General features: G+C 68.2%; 15 protein-coding genes. 13 read left to right on the top strand and 2 right to left on the bottom strand.

Annotated features, from left to right (window positions below; genetic code table 11):
• The first annotated feature begins 27 nt into the window (after window positions 1–27).
• Window positions 28–846: a purine-nucleoside phosphorylase gene (locus tag AB0N24_RS03025; protein WP_364120233.1), complete on the top strand. Its 819-nt coding sequence runs from the start codon at window positions 28–30 to the stop codon at window positions 844–846.
• On the opposite strand, the gene AB0N24_RS03020 is transcribed toward AB0N24_RS03025, so the two are convergent.
• The gene (locus AB0N24_RS03020) at window positions 847–1,335 is read right to left on the bottom strand and encodes an Rrf2 family transcriptional regulator (RefSeq protein WP_364120230.1); all 489 of its coding nucleotides are present in this window, start codon (window positions 1,333–1,335) and stop codon (window positions 847–849) included.
• A 97-nt stretch (window positions 1,336–1,432) separates the two neighbouring features.
• Here AB0N24_RS03020 and AB0N24_RS03015 point away from each other — a divergent pair, with 97 nt between their 5' ends.
• The gene (locus tag AB0N24_RS03015) at window positions 1,433–3,175 is read left to right on the top strand and encodes a phospho-sugar mutase (protein ID WP_364120227.1); all 1,743 of its coding nucleotides are present in this window, start codon (window positions 1,433–1,435) and stop codon (window positions 3,173–3,175) included.
• Window positions 3,176–3,190: 15 nt separating this feature from the next.
• On the opposite strand, the gene nirD is transcribed toward AB0N24_RS03015, so the two are convergent.
• Window positions 3,191–3,556, bottom strand: coding sequence for a nitrite reductase small subunit NirD (gene nirD / locus AB0N24_RS03010; RefSeq protein WP_364120224.1), 366 nt, complete (start codon window positions 3,554–3,556; stop codon window positions 3,191–3,193).
• Window positions 3,557–3,837: 281 nt separating this feature from the next.
• On the opposite strand from nirD, the gene nirB reads away from it, so the two are divergent.
• From nirB to AB0N24_RS02955, 11 genes are all read left to right on the top strand, one after another.
• A complete protein-coding gene (gene nirB / locus AB0N24_RS03005; protein ID WP_364120221.1) occupies window positions 3,838–6,468 on the top strand; it encodes a nitrite reductase large subunit NirB in 2,631 nt (876 codons plus the stop codon).
• 2 nt (window positions 6,469–6,470) lie between these two features.
• A complete protein-coding gene (gene cobA / locus AB0N24_RS03000; RefSeq protein ID WP_214952613.1) occupies window positions 6,471–7,505 on the top strand; it encodes a uroporphyrinogen-III C-methyltransferase in 1,035 nt (344 codons plus the stop codon).
• 19 nt (window positions 7,506–7,524) lie between these two features.
• A complete protein-coding gene (locus AB0N24_RS02995) occupies window positions 7,525–8,670 on the top strand; it encodes a uroporphyrinogen-III synthase (RefSeq protein ID WP_364120635.1) in 1,146 nt (381 codons plus the stop codon).
• 166 nt (window positions 8,671–8,836) lie between these two features.
• Window positions 8,837–11,551 carry a GMC family oxidoreductase gene (locus AB0N24_RS02990; protein WP_364120218.1) on the top strand — a complete coding sequence of 905 codons (2,715 nt, stop codon included), beginning with the start codon at window positions 8,837–8,839 and terminating at the stop codon, window positions 11,549–11,551.
• Window positions 11,552–11,564: 13 nt separating this feature from the next.
• Window positions 11,565–13,484: a hypothetical protein gene (locus AB0N24_RS02985; RefSeq protein ID WP_364120216.1), complete on the top strand. Its 1,920-nt coding sequence runs from the start codon at window positions 11,565–11,567 to the stop codon at window positions 13,482–13,484.
• A complete protein-coding gene (locus AB0N24_RS02980) occupies window positions 13,481–14,545 on the top strand; it encodes an alpha/beta fold hydrolase (RefSeq protein ID WP_364120213.1) in 1,065 nt (354 codons plus the stop codon). Before AB0N24_RS02985 ends, AB0N24_RS02980 begins: the two co-directional genes overlap by 4 nt.
• Complete coding sequence (locus tag AB0N24_RS02975; protein WP_364120210.1) at window positions 14,542–15,525, top strand: acetoacetate decarboxylase family protein; 984 nt, start codon at window positions 14,542–14,544, stop codon at window positions 15,523–15,525. The genes AB0N24_RS02980 and AB0N24_RS02975 overlap by 4 nt, the downstream gene beginning before the upstream one ends.
• Window positions 15,522–16,004 carry a hypothetical protein gene (locus AB0N24_RS02970; RefSeq protein WP_364120207.1) on the top strand — a complete coding sequence of 161 codons (483 nt, stop codon included), beginning with the start codon at window positions 15,522–15,524 and terminating at the stop codon, window positions 16,002–16,004. The genes AB0N24_RS02975 and AB0N24_RS02970 overlap by 4 nt, the downstream gene beginning before the upstream one ends.
• Entirely contained in the window at window positions 16,001–16,477 is a 477-nt protein-coding gene (locus tag AB0N24_RS02965; protein WP_364120205.1) for a hypothetical protein, read from the top strand. The genes AB0N24_RS02970 and AB0N24_RS02965 overlap by 4 nt, the downstream gene beginning before the upstream one ends.
• A complete protein-coding gene (locus AB0N24_RS02960; protein ID WP_364120202.1) occupies window positions 16,474–17,826 on the top strand; it encodes a patatin-like phospholipase family protein in 1,353 nt (450 codons plus the stop codon). The genes AB0N24_RS02965 and AB0N24_RS02960 overlap by 4 nt, the downstream gene beginning before the upstream one ends.
• Window positions 17,827–17,990: 164 nt before the next feature.
• Window positions 17,991–18,869, top strand: coding sequence for an FAD-dependent oxidoreductase (locus tag AB0N24_RS02955; RefSeq protein WP_364120199.1), 879 nt, complete (start codon window positions 17,991–17,993; stop codon window positions 18,867–18,869).
• The last annotated feature ends 51 nt before the right edge of the window (window positions 18,870–18,920 follow it).

The following is an 18,920-nucleotide window of genomic DNA, read 5'->3' as shown; positions in this document are numbered from 1 at the left end:
GAACCGAAGGCACGATAGCTTGTACCAGTGAGTAATACAGAATTCCTGAACACGGACCCTTTTGACGCCGCCCGCGCGGCCGCCGATTACATCGCCGAGGAGACGGGCGTGGACCGCCACGACGTCGCTCTGGTGCTCGGGTCAGGCTGGGGCGACGCCGCCGACCTGATCGGTGAGACCACCGCCACGCTGTCCGCTGACGAGGTCCCAGGCTTCTCCGCGCCGGCAGTCGAGGGCCACGTCGGCACCATCCGCTCCGTCCTGACCAAGGAGGGCAAACGCGCGCTGGTGCTCGGTGCCCGGACGCACTATTACGAAGGCAAGGGCGTCCGCGCAGTAGTGCACGGAGTCCGCACGGCCGCAGCGGCAGGCTGCAAGACCCTGGTGGTCACGAACGGCTGCGGCGGCCTCAATGAAAGCTGGACCCCCGGCACCCCCGTGCTCATCAAAGATCACATAAACCTCACCGCCACGTCCCCGCTCGAAGGCGCAACCTTCGTTGACCTGACAGATCTGTACTCCGCCCGGATCCGGGGGCTGGCCCGCGAAGTGGACCCGTCCCTGGACGAGGGCGTCTATGCGCAGTTCACCGGCCCGCACTACGAAACGCCGGCGGAGGTACAGTACGCCAAGCGGATCGGAGCCGATCTGGTGGGCATGTCCACAGCGCTCGAGGCAATCGCCGCACGCCATGCAGGTATGGAAGTCTTCGGCATCTCGCTGGTGACCAACCTCGCCGCGGGCATCAGCCCGGTGCCGCTGAGCCACCAGGAAGTACTGGAAGCCGGCCAGGCCGCCGGACCGCGCATCTCCAGACTGCTCGCGGAAATCATCGCCAAGCTCTGATTACTGAATCCTGGCGGGCATCAGCCGGCGAAGCGTGTCTTTGCGGGATCCGGGAGACTTCCGCTCGACGGAGGCGGCGATGCCCGCGACAGTCTGCCGGGACAGCGTCTGCCGCCAGGCAAGCTCGGCCTGGCGCATGGTCTGGGACACCAGGCAACTGCGGAGGTAGTCTTCGGCTGGATCCGAGCCCGGCGCGTTCGCGAGGATGGACTCGCAGCGGAAGGCCGGTTCCTGACCCTCGATTGCCAGGACGACGTCCAGCACGGTGATCTTTTCCGCGGGTTTCGCCAACTGGAAGCCGCCGCGGGGTCCGGACACGGAGGAGAGGATGCCGGCCCGGACCAGTGCCTGCAGCTGCTTGTTCAGGTAGGCGGCGGGCAGTTGGTACAGTTCCGCGAGCCGGGCGCTGTTCACAGCCTCCCCGGCGGGTGCCCAGGACATGTTCACGCAGCAGTGCAGCGCCCACTCGACCCCCTGGCCCATCTTCATTTTTCAGACATTACGTGTCCAGAAAATTTACTGTCAAGGACTCCCCGCGGTGCTTGTCGGGCAGCGGAGTCCGGCGGATAGGCGATAGCTTGTTCCTATGACGTCTTCCGATGCCGAATTTCCGCAGCTACTGAGCGACGCCCGGGACTGGGCCGCCCAGGACCCGGATCCCGCCACTGCCGGCGCTTTGACAGAACTCATCCAGCTCTCCGAGGACGGGGTTCCCTCTGCGCGCCAGGACCTGGAGGACAGCTTCAGCGGGACGCTGCAGTTCGGCACCGCCGGCCTGCGCGCGGAGCTTGGCCCCGGACCCAACCGGATGAACCGCGTGGTGGTGCGGCGCGCAGCCGCAGGCTTCGCCGCGTTCCTGACCGCCGCCGTCGCGGACGCCTCGCCGGGCACCCAGCCCCGCGCCGTCGTCGGGTTTGACGCCCGCTACAACTCAGATATCTTCGCCGAGGAGACGGCCGCGATCTTCACGGCCGCGGGTATCGAGACCTTCCTGATGCCGCAGGCGCTCCCGACGCCGCTGCTCGCCTATGCGGTGCGATCGCTGGATTGTGACGGCGGTGTGATGGTGACTGCCAGCCATAACCCGCCGCAGGACAACGGCTACAAGGTGTACCTGGGCCGGCACACGGTGGAGGAAAGCGGGCGCGGGGCGCAGATCGTGGCACCGTACGACGCCCGGATCGCCGCCGAAATCGGCCGGGTGGGTGCGCTGGACTCCATCGCCCTTGCCCCCACGGGCTGGAGCGTTCTGGAGCCGTCCATCACCGCCGGATACCAGGCCGCGGTGGCTGGCCTGGCACTGCCCGCGCAGTTCCCCGCCCGCGACCTGAAGATTGTCCTGACCCCCATGCACGGCGTGGGCGGCGACACCGCGGTTGCCGTGCTGAACGCCGCGGGCTTCACCGACGTAACCCTGGTGGCCGAACAGGCGAGGCCGGACCCGGACTTCCCCACGGTGAACTTCCCCAATCCGGAGGAGCCAGGCGCACTGGACCTGGCGCTGGAAACGGCGGCCCGCGTGCATGCTGACATTGTGCTGGCCAACGACCCCGACGCCGACCGCGCTGCCGTTGCGGCCAAGGACCCGGACACGGGTGCCTGGCGCATGCTGCGCGGGGACGAAGTGGGCGCCTTGCTGGGTGCCCACATTGTGGCAAGGCTCGCTGCAGGCGGGGGCAGCACCACCCAGGGCGTTTTCGCGAATTCAATTGTTTCCTCGCGCCTGCTGGCGCGGATCGCGGCTGCGGCGGGGTATTCCCATGAGGAGACCCTGACCGGGTTCAAGTGGATTTCCCGCGTTCCCGGCCTGCTTTACGGCTACGAGGAAGCGCTGGGATACTGTGTGGCCCCTGAACTGGTCCGGGACAAGGACGGCATTTCGGCCGCCGTGCTCATCGCGGAACTCGCCGCGGCGGCCAAGGCGGACGGCAAGACTATTTTCGATACCCTCGACGAGCTGTACCTGGTGCACGGGCTGCATGCCAGCGACCAGCTCAGCATCCGCGTGGCGGACCTCGGCCTGCTGGACGCCATGATGAACCGGCTCCGGGTCAGCCCGCCGGAATCCTTCGGCGGCTCGGCCGTCGAAACCTTCAAGGACCTGGCCGAGGGCAGTGAGAACCTTCCACCGACGGATGGCCTGCTCTACCTCACGAGGGACCTGAGCAGGGTGATCATCCGCCCCAGCGGCACCGAACCGAAGCTCAAGTGCTACCTCGAAGTCATCCGGAGCGTGGGCTCAGCCGCGGAGCTGCCCGAGGCGCGGCAGGCGGCCCGGGCAGCGCTCGACGGCGTGCTGGGAGATGTACGGGAGGCGCTGGGGCTTTAGCCCGGGGTGGTGAGCCTAGAGCTCAACCTCGACGTAGCCGTCAACAACGCGGGTGCGGAACGTGGGGAGGCGGAGTTCAGCGGTGCCAAAGCACTCACCGGTTTCCAGGTCGTAGACCTCCTTGTGGAGCGGGGACGCAATGGTCTGCCGCGTTCCGCGCGATCCGACAATGCCGCGGGCCATCACATGGGCTCCGGTGGCGGGATCTTCCTGGGCCACAGCGAACACCTCTGCGGCCGCGGTACGGAACAATGCAACCTGGCGGCCCGCGATCAGGGCAGCCTCACCCCAGGCCAGCTCCAGTTCCTCCACGGCGCAGACGCGGTTCCATCCCGTCGCAAATCCGGTGGTCTGGTCATCAAGTTCAAGTATTGCGGTCATTTCCGGCCCCTCTCGCATTGCCTGCGGCCCGGCGCTCTTTAGAACGGCTGCCGGGCCCGGACCGCCGACGCGGCCACATATCCAAGCTAGGGCGGCGGTGTTTCAGCGGCATGCAGTGAATGTGTCCGGGACGTAAAAGGCAACTCACCTGTCCGGAAATCCATTCGTGATGCAGAAGTTAAGTTCACGAAACATAAGGGAAACTGAAGCGAAACTGCGGGTACCTAGTCTGGATGGACAAGCTGCAGAGCACCGTCTGCGGCCCATGCGAAAGGCCCACAGTGACCGAACAGACTTCAAGCACAGAGACTCCGCGCCGCATCGTCGTCGCCGGCGGCGGCCCGGCGGCCCACCGTTTTGCGGACGCAATGCATGCCCGCGGCCTCGAAGGCTGGCATGTCACGGTCCTCACTGAGGAAGCCCACCTCCCCTACGACCGCGTGGCCCTAAGCAAGGCCTTGACCGTCATGGACTACGACCTCACCCTGGGCGAGGCGAACATGTGGGACCACGAGGCCCTGTCCCTGAAGACCGGCGAGCGCGTCGTCAAAATCAACCACGAAGCCAAGTCCGTGGAGACGGCAGCCGGCAGCATCTTCGAATACGACGACCTCGTGGTCGCGACGGGTTCCAATGCCGCCCGCCTGCCGATCCCCGGTGCCGAGCACACACACGTCTACCGCACGCTCGAAGACGTCTGGGCCATCAACAAGGCCATTGCCGAACTCACCGAAAAGCTTGGCCGCCAGGTCAACGCCGTCACCATCGGTGGAGGCCTCCTCGGCCTCGAATCAGCCGCCGGCACGGAGCAGCTCGGCGCCAACCCGATCGTCATCGACGGTTCGCAGTGGCTGATGGCCACGCAGCTGGATGAAGGCGCGGGCCAGGCAATGGGCCGGCTCATCAAGGCCAAGGGCTTCGAAGTCCACGGTGGTGTGTTCCCCTCCGAGGTGCTGTCCGACGACGATGGCCAGGTCACCGGCGTCCTCATGGCTGACGGCCGCACCATCGACGCCGACCTTGTGATCGTCGCGATTGGTGTCCGGCCGCGCGACGAACTCTTCCGCGCGGCAGAGGGCGAGGAGCAGATCTTCTCGCTGGGCCAGCGCGGCGGCGTGGTCATCAACGACTACTGCGCCACCGAGGTCGACGGAATTTGGGCCATCGGTGAAGTGGCCAACTTCGGCGGCATGTGCCTGGGCCTGGTCGCCCCCGCCAACACCATGGCGGAGATCGTCGCTGACCGCCTCCACGGCGGAGAGGCCACCTTCCCGGGCTTCGACACCGCCACCAAGCTCAAGCTGTCCGGTGTGGACGTTGCCAGCTTCGGTGACGCGTTCGCCAAGACCGAGCACGCCCTCGAAATCGTCTACGCCGACCCCGCCCGCGGCGTGTACCAGAAGATTGTCACCACGGACGATGCCAAGACACTCCTGGGCGGCATCTTCGTGGGCGACGCCACCCCCTACACCAGCCTGCGCCCGCTCCTGGGCCGTGAGCTCAGCGCCGAGCCCGGCGCGTACCTCACGGCGGCCGGCGGCGGCGACGCCCCGGACACCGAGCTCCCGGACGACGCCATCCTGTGTTCCTGCAACAACGTGTCGGCCGGAACCATCCGCGACACCGTCAACGGCTGCGGGGCCTGCGACGGCAACGCTCCTGTCCAGGAACTCGGCGAACTCAAGGGCTGCACCCGGGCCGGAACCAGCTGTGGTTCCTGTGTCCCGATGCTCAAGAAGCTGCTCGAAACCGAACTGACCAAGTCCGGCGTCGAAGTTTCCAAGGCACTCTGCGAGCACATCGAGCTGTCCCGCCAGGAACTCTTCGAGACCATCCGTGTCCTGGAACTCACCTCCTTCGAAGAGGTCATGGCCAAGTACGGTACCGGTGCTGGCTGCGACATCTGCAAGCCGACCATCGCCAACATCCTGGCCAGCCAGAACAGCGCCTACGTCCTGGACGCCGGCCGCGGCACCCTGCAGGACACCAACGACCGCGCCCTCGCCAACATGCAGAAGGACGGCACCTACTCGGTGGTCCCCCGCATCGCCGGCGGCGAAATCACCCCGAAGAAGCTCGGCGTCATCGCAGCGGTGGCCGAGAAGTACAACCTGTACACCAAGATCACCGGCGGCCAGCGCATCGACATGTTCGGTGCCCGGCTCGAGGAACTCCCGGAAATCTGGAAGGAACTGGTGGACGCCGGCTTCGAATCCGGCCAGGCGTACGGCAAGAGCCTGCGCACGGTGAAGTCCTGCGTCGGTTCCACCTGGTGCCGCTTCGGTGTCCAGGACTCGGTGGCCATGGCCATCCAGCTCGAACTCCGCTACCGCGGCCTCCGCAGCCCGCACAAGCTCAAGATGGGCGTCTCCGGCTGTGCCCGCGAATGCGCCGAAGCCCGCGGCAAGGATGTTGGCGTGATCGCCACCGCCGACGGCTGGAACCTCTACGTCGGCGGCAACGGCGGTGCCACCCCGGCCCACGCCCAGCTCCTGGCCAAGGACCTCGACGACGAGACGCTGATCAAGTACATCGACCGCTACTTCATGTATTACATCCGCACCGCAGACCGCCTGCAGCGCACCGCGCGCTGGCAGGAAGAGCTCGACGGCGGCATCAAGCACGTTGAGGACGTTGTGGTCAAGGACACCCTGGGCATCGCCGAGGACCTCGAGGCCGCCATGGCCAAGCACGTTGACACCTACGTCGACGAATGGGCCGACACCCTGAAGGATCCCGAGCGGCTGCGCCGGTTCCGCTCCTTCGTCAACGCTCCCGACCAGAAGGACGACTCCATCACGTTCGTCTCCGACGAGCGCGGCCAGATGCGTCCGGCCACGGCAGAAGAAAAAGGCAAGGTCCTGATTGGGTCTTCCATCCCGATGCGGCCCCGCGACGAGAACGAGGTATAGGCATGCAGCTCAGCATTGATCTCACCGGCCGTGAAGTCCTGGTCACCGGCGGGGACCACGCCGCCCGGCAGGCGGTCCGCCGCTACCAGGCCGCCGGCGCCGTCGTCTCCCGCCTCAGCACCCCGCAGGGCGCGAGCCATGACGGACCGCTGCCCGAGCGCCCGTTCCTCGTGGCTGCCGTCGACGACGGCCAGCCCGGCTGGGACGCGCTGCTGGACCGCTGCCGCGAAACCGGCATCCCCGTTTCGATGGAACCGGCTGCCGGACCAGTGGGTCACGTGACCCTGGTGGGCGGCGGCCCCGGCGTCAGCGAACTGCTGACCGTGGCGGCCGTGAAGGCCCTGCGCGATGCCGACGTCGTCTTCTACGACCGGTTGGCCCCCTACCAGGAGCTGCCGTCCCTGACCTCGGCCGAGCTGGTGGATGTGGGCAAGCAGCCCGGCCACCACAAGGTCAGCCAGGGCGACATCGAGAAGCTGATGGTGCAGAGCGCACTGGCCGGCAACAACGTGGTGCGCCTCAAGGGCGGCGACCCCTACGTGTTCGGCCGCGGCGGCGAAGAGGTTGCAGCCTGCGTGGCTGCGGGTGTGCCCGTCAAGGTCATTTCCGGCGTCACCAGCGCCATCTCCGTCCCGGCAGCTGCAGGGATCCCCGTCACACACCGCGAAGTCAGCCACATGTTCACCGTGGTCTCCGGCCACGCCCCGCTGACGGAAAAGGAACTCACCCACCTCGCCGGACTGGGCGGCACCATCGTGGTCCTGATGGGCATCGGAACCCTGCACCACCTGGCCGCCGGCCTGCGCCGCGCCGGGATGCGGGCAGACATGCCGATGGCCGTCGTCGAACGCGGCTACCGCCCCGGCCAGCGCACCACCATCGCCCAGCTGGGTACGATTGTCACAGCGGCCGCCGATTGCACTAACCCGGCAGTGCTGGTCATCGGCGAGGTGGTGCGGGTGGCTGAAGCCAACCGCGGGCACGCTGAGGCGGCGGCCGATCTCAACCGCCTCGCAGCGTCACTGATGGGATCGTGAAAGTAACACCATGAGCGCCATGAACACTATTGCCACCCCCGGCCCGCAGGACTCCCCTGCTGCCGACGCCCCCGATTCGCCCCTGGAGGGGTTCCGGATCGGCGTGACGTCGCACCGGCGTTCACAGGACCTGATCGAGGCCCTGGAACGGCGCGGTGCCGAGGTGCTGCACGCGCCCGCACTCAAGATCGCGCCGGTGCAGGAGGACATGCGGCTCATCGACGACACCAAAGCCATCATCGCCGCCAAGCCCGATCTCTGCATCGCCACCACCGCCTACGGCATGCGCCGCTGGTGCGAGGCGGCCGATGCGTCCGGCATCGGCGATGAACTGCTGGAGACCCTCGGTGCATGCCGGATGTTTGTCCGCGGGCCCAAGGCCCGCGGTGCCGTCCGCGCCGCTGGACTCGCCGACGTCGGGATCAGCAGCGACGAAACCACCGCCACCCTGGTGGACATGCTGCTGAAGGAAGGCGTCCGCGGCAAGACGGTGGCCGTCCAGCTGCACGGCTACACGGATGTCCGCCAGCTTGAGCGCCTCAAGATGTCCGGCGCCACCGTCCTCACCGTTACGCCCTACCGCTGGGTCAAGCCCGACGGCGAGGACAAGCTGCCGCGGCTGATCGAGGCCGTCTGCAGCGGCAACCTGGACGTCCTGACCTTCACCAGTGCCCCGGCCGTCGACGCCATGTGGAGCACCGCCCACGAGATGGGCCTCTACAAGCAGCTGGTCGAAGCCCTCAAAACCACGGTCACCACTGCCGTCGTCGGCCCCATCACGGCGCAGCCGCTGATCGACGCCGGGCTGTCACCGCTCGTTCCGGAACGCTTCCGGATGGGTGCCCTCATCCGGCTGGTCTGCGAACACCTTGCCCTGAACCACGTTCGCCGCCTGGACACCCGGTCCGGCAACGTTGAACTCCGCGGACGGTCCCTGCGGATCGACGGGGAACCTGTTGAAATGGCCCCGGCGCCGCTCCTGCTGCTGCGCGCACTCCTGGGTGCCGAAGGGGCCGTCCTGTCCCGGGAATCACTCTCCGACCTGCTGGAACTGCGCGGCTCGGTGCACGCGCTGGATATGACGGTCAGCCGGCTGCGCTCCTCACTGCCGGACGGCCGGATGGTGGAAACCGTGGTCAAGCGCGGGTACCGGATCCGCGTCTAGCGGTCCCTGCCGCTGCCGGTTGCTCCACATTTCGTGGACAGACCCGGTCCGCGGTGGGAACATGTCGCTAGGGTTTGCGTTTGACCGCCCCGCGGCCGCTTCCGCACCGTTCAGGTGCGCCGGCCGGAGGGGCCTTCGGCGAGTCAGCTCTTCCGAGAGGAATTGCGTGGAACCGGTGGTGGAAGGCGACGATGATCCCGCGGAGTCTGTGGACGCCGTGGTGGTCGGCTCCGGCTTTGGCGGGTCGGTAGCGTGCCACCGCTTGGCGGCGGGAGGCCAGTCCGTGGTCCTGATGGAACGGGGCAAGGCGTACCCGCCGGGAAGCTTCGCCCGGACACCATCGGAGATGGGCCGCAATTTCTGGGATCCGGACCAGGGGCTCTACGGGCTTTTTGACGCCTGGACCTTCCGCGGCCTGGAAGGAATCGTCTCCAGCGGCCTGGGCGGCGGTTCCCTTATCTACGCCAACGTGCTGCTGCGCAAGGACGAGAACTGGTTCGTCCAGGAATCCCCCGTGCCCGGCGGCGGCTACGAGAGCTGGCCGTTCAGCCGGCAGGACCTCGATCCTTACTACGATGCCGCCGAGGCCATGCTCCGCCCGGTGCCCTATCCGTACCAGGACACCCCGAAGACAGTGGCCATGGAAACCGCAGCCGGGGCCCTCGGACTCAGCATCACCCGGCCGCCCATCGCCGTCACCTTCTCCCCCACGCCCGGCGCCGCCCCCGGCAGGAACCAGGTGCTGGAGCCCGCGCCGTACGGAAGCATCCACGGGGACGGCACCGTGCGCACCACCTGCACGCTCTCCGGCGAATGCGACATCGGCTGCAACACCGGCGCCAAGAACACGCTGGACCACAACTATCTGTCCGCGGCCAAGGCCGCCGGTGCCGACATCCGGACCCGTCACGACGTCCGGGGCATCAGGCCCCTGCCGGGAGGCGGCTTTGAAGTCCGCTACGTCATCCACGATGCCGACGACGGCGCACCCGGGCTCCTGCAGGAACGGGTGATCCACTGCCGCCGGCTCATCCTCGCCGCCGGCACCTTCGGCACCACCTTCCTGCTGCTGCGCAACCGTGCGTCGCTGCCCGCGCTCAGCGCGGCGCTGGGTACCCGGTTCAGCGGCAACGGCGACCTGCTGGGTTTCGTCCTGGACGCGAAGGACCCCGACGGCGCCACACGCACCCTCTCGGGCAGCAGCGGCCCGGTGATCACCACGGCCATCCGCACCGCCGATTCCAGCGACGGCGGCGAGGGCCGCGGGTACTACATCGAAGACGCCGGCTACCCCTCGTTTATGAACTGGCTCCTGGAGACGGGCCAGTTCCGCCAGGTGGCCAAGCGCGCCGGCAAAGTGATGGTCCAGCTCCTCAAGGACAGGCTCTTCCACGCCCAGCGCTCCAACATCTCCGCCGATCTGGCTGCCGCCCTGGGCGACGGCCGGCTCTCGGCGTCGTCAGTTCCGCTGCTCGGCATGGGCCGGGACATACCGGACGGCGTCATGACCCTCCAGGGCGGCCGGCTGGCCATCAACTGGACCCTCGCTACCTCGGCCGCCTACTTCGGCCGGATGCAGGCCACGATGCAGGCGATCGCCAAGGAACTGGGCGGCAGCTTCAAGCAGAATCCGCTCTGGTGGAGCAAGCGGGTCATCACGGTGCATCCGCTGGGCGGCGCCCCTGCCGGCCGGAACAGCAGCGAAGGCGTCTGCGATCCGTACGGCGAGGTTTTTGGATACCCGGGCCTGCACGTGGTGGACGGCGCCGCGATGCCCGGACCGGTGGGGGCCAACCCCGCCCTGACCATCGCAGCTTTTGCCGAACGTGCCTGCCACCGGATCCTCGAAGGAGCCGGCGGGGACGGACAGCGGGACATGGCGCCGGGCGGGCCGGATGCCGCAGGCCTCCCTGCTCCCGGCTACGCTGCTTCCCCGTACGGCCATGGTCCACTTCGCGCCCTGGTGCCGGACGCGACCAAGGGTGCCAGGGCGCCGGAAGAGGAACGCACGTTTGTCCCCCGCGTGGCCAGCCGCGGGCTAAGACTGCCGGGAGCCGCCGCGCCCACCGCCAGCGAAGCCCTGCAGGAGGCTGAAATCGAGGAGGAAGCCGAGGCTGCGGAAACAGGCCCCACATCCGTCAGCTTCACCGAACAGATGCACGGATGGTTCAGCGCCGGAGTGGCCGAGCCCGTGACCGGCGGCAGTCTGGGCCGCGACCGCAGCCGTCGGATGATGTTCGAACTCACCATTACCGCCACGGATATTGAGGCGTTTGTCCGGGATCCGCTCCATCCGGCCACCGCGGAAGGCTATGTCCTAGCCGACCAGTTCGGCGGACGCCTCCCGGTAGAACGCGGCTGGTTCAACCTCTTCGTCCAGGACGGCGGTTCAGGCGGGGGCGGGAAGGCCTACGTCAGTTCTTCCAAAAGTGGCTCCGCCGGACGGAGGATGCTCTACCGCCTGTGGCTGCGCGATCCCGGCGGAACCCTGCTGACCTTCGTGGGCCACAAGGACGTCAGCAACGACGCGGGCTTTGACGTCTGGGCGGACACCACCATGCTGTACGTCACCGTCCTCAGGGGCCATGTTCCGCCGCCGGAGACAACAACGAGTTTTCGTCCAGATAATGCGACTTTCGGGGCCCCGAAGTCGCATTATGTGGACGAAAACTCTGTGGCGGGGGCTGGAATGCTGTACATCCGGCCATGGGATTTCGCCCGCCAGCTGACCACTTTCCGCGCGGTAGGCCCGGCTCCCGCGAGCGCCCTTGCCGCGTTCGGCAGGCTGTTCCTAGGTGAGCTCTGGCAGGTGTACGGCCGCGTCCCGTCTCCGCTGCGGGCCGGCCGGCGTTCCTCCGGCAAGGTCCCCGGCCGGCGATGAAGGGCCAAGGGGCATGAAGCGGAGTGAGCTGGGGCAGCACAGCAACGGACTTGGCTTCACCCCCCGGGACGCCGTGCGCTGGCTCGCCCCGGCCCAGCTGGGCAGGACCGCGGTCAGGGTTGTCCTGGCATCCGTCTTCGCCGACTTCGGCGACAAACGCGAACTGGAGGGCGGCTTTCCCCGGTACGAACTCGACCTGGACAGACTGCCCGTGCCCGGCCAGCCCGCGCAGCCCGTGGTCCGGGACCTTGGACTGCCCGGATCCCCTGCAGCGCTGTGGCTCGATTTCACGGCCGACCTCGGGGACGGCTTTGATCCCACCTACACAGTGGCGTCGTTGCTGGCCGAAAAGTCGCTCGTTGTGGAGGGACATGTACTGCCGCGCGGCAAGGTGCTGGTACTCGGCGGCGACGAGGTGTACCCGGTGGCGTCGCCGGCCGCCTACGAGGACCGGATGGTGGGGCCCTACCGGACGGCGCTGCCCGGCGGCCGCTCCCCCGGCGGCGCCGGCGTGCTCCTTGCCCTCCCCGGCAACCACGACTGGTACGACGGCCTGACATCCTTCATCCGGCTGTTCACCCGGCAACGGAACATCGGCGGCTGGCGGACCATCCAGACGCGCAGCTACTTTGCCCTCCGGCTCACCGGCGGCGATGATGCCCCCGGGTGGTGGCTCGTGGGACTGGACAGCCAGCTGGGCCAGTACATCGACGAGCCGCAGCTGGACTACTTCTACAACACGGTGACCGCACGGCTGCTGCCGGGCGACGCCATCATCCTGTGCGTGGCCGCCCCGTACTGGGTGCAGGGCGCCGAAGACGCCGATGCGTTCCGGCAGGTGCATTTCTTCGAGCAGGACTACCTCCGCCGCCGCTTCAACCGGCGTGCCGGCACCTTCGAAGCAACCGGGGCCGCGGTGCGGCTGTGGCTCACCGGGGACCTGCACCACTACTCGCGCTACGAGGAAACGACGCACGGCCCGAACCCTGAAGACGGCCCGGCCTCCGATCCCCGCCGGACCCAGCTCATCACCTGCGGCCTGGGCGGTGCGTTCCTGGCGGACGCGCAGGCGCTCCCGGCTGAGCTGACGCTTCCCGCCGCGGTTCCGTCGGTTGCGTCCCCACCCCCAGTTCGTGCCCCTGGCACCGGCCGGCACTTTGTCCTGGCTCCCGGGACGTTCCCGGGCCGGGCGGAGTCCCGGCGCCTTCGGGGACGCCTGGCCAATCCCCTCTCGCCGTTCTGGCTCCCGGTGCGGAACCCGGGGTTCGGCTCGGCGCTCGGCACTGCGCACGTGGTTGCTGCCCTGACGCTCTGGACTGTCTTCAGCGCGTTCCGCGGCCTGTCCTTCGTGGAAAGCCTGCTCAGCCTCAGGGCAGGCAATACCGGGCTCCTCGTGCTGGCCATCACCGCCGTCCCGTTGCTGCTGCTTCTGTTGCTGTCCACCCTCGGCCCTGCACTCGGCCTCGGCCGGGAACCGCAGGAAAACGGTGCCGGGTTCACCGTTTCCCGTGGTGCGCTCTGGCAACTTTCGGCACTCGCGGCGGGGATCGCCGTCGTACTCCTCATCCCCTGGCCCGGGGACTGGCCGCCGTTCCTGAGTCTCGGGCTGGTGCTCGCCATCATCTATGTTGTTGGTTTCGCGGCAGGCAGCGAGGCGTTCGCCTTCTTTATCCTGGGCACGCCCAGCGGCGAGGTGGCCGCGTGGGCCATGTCCGGCCAGGCCATCGAGGACCACAAAGGATTCCTGCGGATCCGGATTGCCGCGGACGGCACGCTGACGGTGTATCCGGTGGCGGTGGACCGCATCTGCCGGGACTGGACCCTGGGAACCACCGGCGACGGCGGCCTCCGCCCGGTGCCGGCCGGCGGGCTTCCGCCGCTCCGGCTTTTCGAACCGCCGGTGACCATTGCCAGGGAGGGATTTCCGCCATGAACAGCCCCCGCACCATCACCCGGGCGGATCACGTTACGGAGGTGATCCCGTTCCCCGCCCGGGACGGGACGCCGCTCACGCTGATCCACGTCACCTCCGCAGTGCCGCCCGACGCCGGAGCCCCGGACAAGGGGCCGGTGCTGCTGGTCCACGGGGCCGGGGTCCGGGCCGAGCTGTTCCGCCCGCCGCTGCCGCGGACCTTGGTGGATGCCCTGCTCGAGGACAGCTGGGACGTCTGGCTCCTGAACTGGCGGGCGTCCATCGACTTTGAACCGCTCTCCTGGACGCTCGGGGATGCCGCGGTGTACGACCACCCCGCCGCCGTCGACTACGTCCTGCAGGCCACCGGCGCCGAAACCCTGAAGGCGGTCATCCACTGCCAGGGGTCCGTCTCCTTCACCATGGCAGCCGCTGCCGGCCTCCTCCCCCGGGTGGACACCGTGGTGTCCAACGCCGTGTCCCTGCATCCCGTGATTCCGCTGTGGTCGGTCGTGAAAATCACCTACCTGGCGGAGCTGCTAAAGCCGTTCACGCCGTACCTGTCCCCGGCGTGGGGTTACAAGTCCAACGGATACTTCTCCCGGGTCCTCAGGTCCATGGTCAAGGCCACCCACCGCGAATGCGACAACCTGGTCTGCCGGCTGGTGAGCTTCACGTACGGCAGCGGCCGGCCCGCACTGTGGTCGCACGAGAACCTGGACGAGGCCACCCACAACTGGATCAGCGGGGAGTTTGCCGAGGTCCCGTTCACGTTCCTGTCCGAGATGGGCCGCAGCGTGCTGGCCAGGCGCATCGTTGCCGCCGGGAACCACCCGGAACTGCCCGCGAACTTCCTGGCCGAAGCCCCGCAGACGGACGCCAGGTTCTCCTTCCTGGCGGGCCGCAACAACCGCTGCTTCCTGCCCGAAAGCCAGGAACGGACCTTCAGCTTCTTCCAGGGCCACCGTCCGGGCAAGGACTCGCTGCACCTGCTGTCCGGCTACGGGCACCTGGACGTCTTCTTTGGGGCCCGCGCCTGGGCGGACACCTATCCCATCATCATCAAGGAGCTGAACAGATGAACAAACTCATCGGACTGGCTGCATCCCTGCTGAGGCTGGTGCCCTCCCCCGTGCCGCGCCGCCAAGAGCGCCTGCGCGGACAGCATGCCACGGTGGACGGCATCAAGTACTCCATGCCCGTCAATTCCGACGATTCCCCCGTGCTGATGGCTGCGTTCCCCATTAACAAGCGGGCCGCCGCGGCCGTCCTGCCGGGCACGGAACTGCGGCCGTTCAGCCTCGGCGGCAAGGGGCTGCTGGTGGTCACCGTGGTGAACTACAGAGCGACGGACATCGGCAAATACATCGAATACTCCCTGGCGATCGCCGTCACCCACGGCTCCCGCGCGGTGCCCCCGCTCCTGCCGCTCGTCTTCCAAAAGACGTTCGGGCTGGGCCAGTATGTGGTGGACCTCCCGGTCAGCACCGAAGTCTCGGTCAAAGGCGGCAAAGGCATCTGGGGCATGCCCAAGCACCAGGCCAACCTGGACTTTGTGGTCACCGACGCCGCCGTTTCCGCGCAGTACGACGACGGCGGGAAGCTGGGCTGTTTCATCGAGATCGAACGCCCCAAACCCATGGGTCTTCCGCTCAAACTCGTCGCCTCCAACTACTGCGCCTTCCGCGGGATGCTGATGAAGTCCGACATCTATTTCGAAGCCACCGGGGACATCGCGCTGGGAGCCGACGCCAGGGCCCGGATGGTGCTGGGCGATGCGCCCGGTGTGGCCGCCCTCAGGTCCCTCCAGCCGGCGGACAAACCGGTGTTCACCGCCTACCTCCCCGAAGCCCACGGTGTCCTGGACGACCACTACGAGGCGTGGTTCCTCACCGCCCCAACCGCCGCGGACGCCGCCCGGATCCCCGGCGGCGATCCGCTCGAATCGGTGGCGGGGCTGGGCCAGGGCCAGGAATGGCTGCCCGCGCCGGACCGGAGTGTCACCACCCGGGGCGGAGAGGCCCGCGGCGACGACACCGCCCGCAGCGGGGGCACGCCGTGAACTGGCTCCTGCTGCTGAACGCGCTGTACTTCCTGTTCGGCGCCACCATGTACGTAGGGACCATGTGGGTCCTGAAGTTTTTCCTCTATCCCACATGGGAGTCCCTGGACCGGGGCAACGTGGACATGCACTTCGGCATCCCCACCCGCCAAGCCACCAAGTTCTTCACCGTGGTGGTGCCGCCGATGTTCATCTCCGGCATCATCCTGGTCTGGTCGGAATGGGGGATGGTCAGGCTCATCCCAGCGGTGCTGTGCCTCGCCGGGATCATCGTCCTCACCGTGGTGGGCCAGGCGCTGATTATTCCCATCAACGTCATGATCCGCGGCGGGACCTTCGCCGACGACGCCGGGCTGCGCTCCCTGCTGCGGCGGTGGATGCTGCTCAACGACATCCGCTTCTACGTCTCCACGCTCACCTGGCTGGCCATCGTCTGGCTGCTCGTGGACAGGGGCCGGCTGTGGGAGGCCTTCGCATGAGCGGGGCCGCCCGTCCGTCAGGGGCGCACGTCCCCGGCATCGGCACGTGGATCGCGGCTGATCCGCTGCGCGCCGTCCTGGCTGCGATCGCCGTCGTCACCGTCTTTTCCGGGGCGGTCCAGATACCGTTCGGCGGCACCGTCCTGGAGGTGCTGGGGGCGGAGCCGACGACGGCGGCGCGCCAGTTGTTCGCCACGGTAGGAATGTTCATGGTGGTGGTGGGCGGACTCCTGCTGCACACGCTGCTGCGCCCGAAACCGGCCCCGGAAGTGCTGCTGTGGTCCGGCATCCAGAAGGCGGGGGCGTGCGCCGCCGTCGCGGTCGGCGTCCTGAACGGCGTGTTCGCGGCGGTGGCGCTGGGGGTGGCGGCCTTCGACCTGGCGACGGCGGCACTCTGTCTGATCTACCTGCGCCGGATCTACTGGGAAGACGGCGCCCGTGACCACCAGACCGGACCTGGGAGCCGGCAATGAAGCGCTCGCTGGTCCTGGCCGGCGGCGGAATGCGCGTGGCCTGGCAGGCGGGAGTGGTGCGCGCACTCGCTGAAGAGGGGCTGCACTTTGACCACGTGGACGGGACGTCCGGCGGCATCCTGACGGCGGGCATGCTGCTCTCCGGGGTCTCCCCCGAGGACATGTGCCGGAACTGGTCGGGTGTCAACGTCAAGGACTTCGGCTCCGCACTGCCGCTGGGCGACTACGTGAAGGGGCCGTGGTCCCTGCCCGCAATCGGCGACGCGGACGGCCTGCTCGGCAAGGTCTTCCCGGCCCTCGGCATCGACGACGGCGAGATCCGGCGCCGCGCCGCCTTGCCGGGCGCCGTCGAAGGCACCTTCAACGTGGTGGAGTTCACCGGGAAACGCTGCCACGCCATCGACGCACGCGACGTGGATGCCGAGCTCATGGCGGCGGGGATGTCACTGCCCATCTTCCTTACCCCGCTGCGGCGGGACGGGAAAATCTGGACGGATGCAGTCTGGGTCCGGGACGCCAACGTGGCCGAAGCCCTCCGCCGCGGGGCCGATGAGGTGTGGCTGGTCTGGTGTATCGGAAACACTGGATACTGGGGCGACGGACCGCTGGAACAGTACGTCCACATGATCGAGATGAGCGCCATGGGCGCCCTCCTGGCCGACTTCGAGGCCGCGCAGGCGGCCGGCCGGGACTTCACCCTCCACGTGGTCAGGCCGGAGAATCCCCTGCCACTGGATCCCGAGTTCTACCTGAACCGGATCGATGCGGACACGCTTATCGGGATGGGCTACCGGGACGCCCGCAGCTACCTCAAGGGAATGACCGCCGAAGGCCTGCCCAAGGACCCCTCCTGCACGGCCATGGCCGAACCCCCGGCCGGCATCCGCTTCACGGAACGGTTTGGCGGCAACAGCGGCGGCCACGACGTTCGGCTCACCGTCACGGTGGCACTCCCCCTCGACCCTTCAGAGGCGCCGGCCAGGCTCACCGGTTTCCTCGACCACGCGCCTTTCGGACCGAGGGTTTTCCTGGCGGGCGGAAGCGTGGACGTCCGGGGCGGGTCGGTGACCTACCGTGCTTCCGTCCGTGCCGGAGGCGCGTGGCACCGCCTGTCCCTGGCCCGGGTCTTCCACGACGATCCGGGGCCGGACGCCTGGGAGGACACCAGGCAGGCCCGGCTCACTGTGGGATCGCTGCTGGATATTCCGGTCACCATGGGCCTGGCGGACGCGGCGGCCCTCATCGCCTCCGTGGAGCCGGCGGGTGTCCACGGGCCCGGTGACCGGGCCGCCGTCGTCGCGAAAGTGGCCGCCGGAGGACTCCGGGAGGCGTTCCGCCGCTATGGCTGAAGTGTGTGGCCGGACACGTTTGTTACCGCCCGGTAAACACCATCGAACGTAGAGGGACATCCCGGCAACAACCGGGAAACACCCGCGAAAAACCGTCAGCCTACGCTGGATCCCATCACCAACACCAGGCCAAACAAGGGTCTCACCAGCGAAAGGGCCTTCACATGTCCGCTCCGGCAGCGTCCACCTCCTCCTCCGCCACGTTCCAGGCGTCGTCCGCGTCGCCGCGGGTGGTCATCGCCGGCGCCGGACCGGCTGCCCGGGCCTTGGTGGGCCAGCTGGGCCGGTCCCGCTTCGCAGGCAGCATCACGGTGCTCAGCAACCGGGACGATGCCCCGTCCGAGCTCCTGGAGCTCGCCGCGCTTCCCCAGGTTTCGATCCGTTTCGGCCAGCCTGCCAGCTACATCGATGCAGCCAACCGCAGGGTGGCCACCGCGGACGGCATGGAATTCAGCTACGACCAGCTGGTGATCGCCACCGGCTCCGCCCCGGCCCTGTCTCCCGTGGACGGCGCCAGCCGCTGCCTCAGCTACTCCACCATCGACGACGCCGCCCGGATCGGCGACGCCGTCAAGGAAGTGACCCGGGTCCTCGGCCGGAGGCCGCTGGGCATCCTGGTGGGAACCGGCCCCGAGGCGGGCCAGGCGGAAGCGGTCCTGCGTGCACGGGGGGTACGGCCCATCCGCACCACGCTCCGGCCGGCATCGGTGGTCCCGACGCTGGCCGGCTCCGCACTCCCCGCCGCCGGAATTGTCTTCGACGACGGCAGCAGCATGAACGGCGACCTGGTGGTCCTCGCCGAGGAGCGGGTGGCCCGGGACGGGCTGGCAGCCAGCGCAGGCCTTGCGACCGCAGCGAATGGCGGGATCGCCATCGGACAGGACTTCCGGACGTCCGTGCCGGGAATCTGGGCCATCGGCGATGCCGCCTCGTTCGACGGCGTACGCCTCGGGCTCCTCGTCGCATCCGGCTCGGCGGCGGGCGCCTGCGCGGCCCAGCTCATGCAGGCAACCCTGCAGGAAGCTGTCCCCGCAGCCGCCTAGCGCCGTTATGGCAAGATGGTCACCTGAGAAGCCACGCCGAACACGGAGTCT

This window comes from Arthrobacter sp. NPDC093128, from assembly GCF_040683875.1.
In the GTDB taxonomy this organism is placed as follows: Bacteria; Actinomycetota; Actinomycetes; order Actinomycetales; family Micrococcaceae; genus Arthrobacter.
This window is presented reverse-complemented; position numbering and strand designations above follow the sequence as displayed.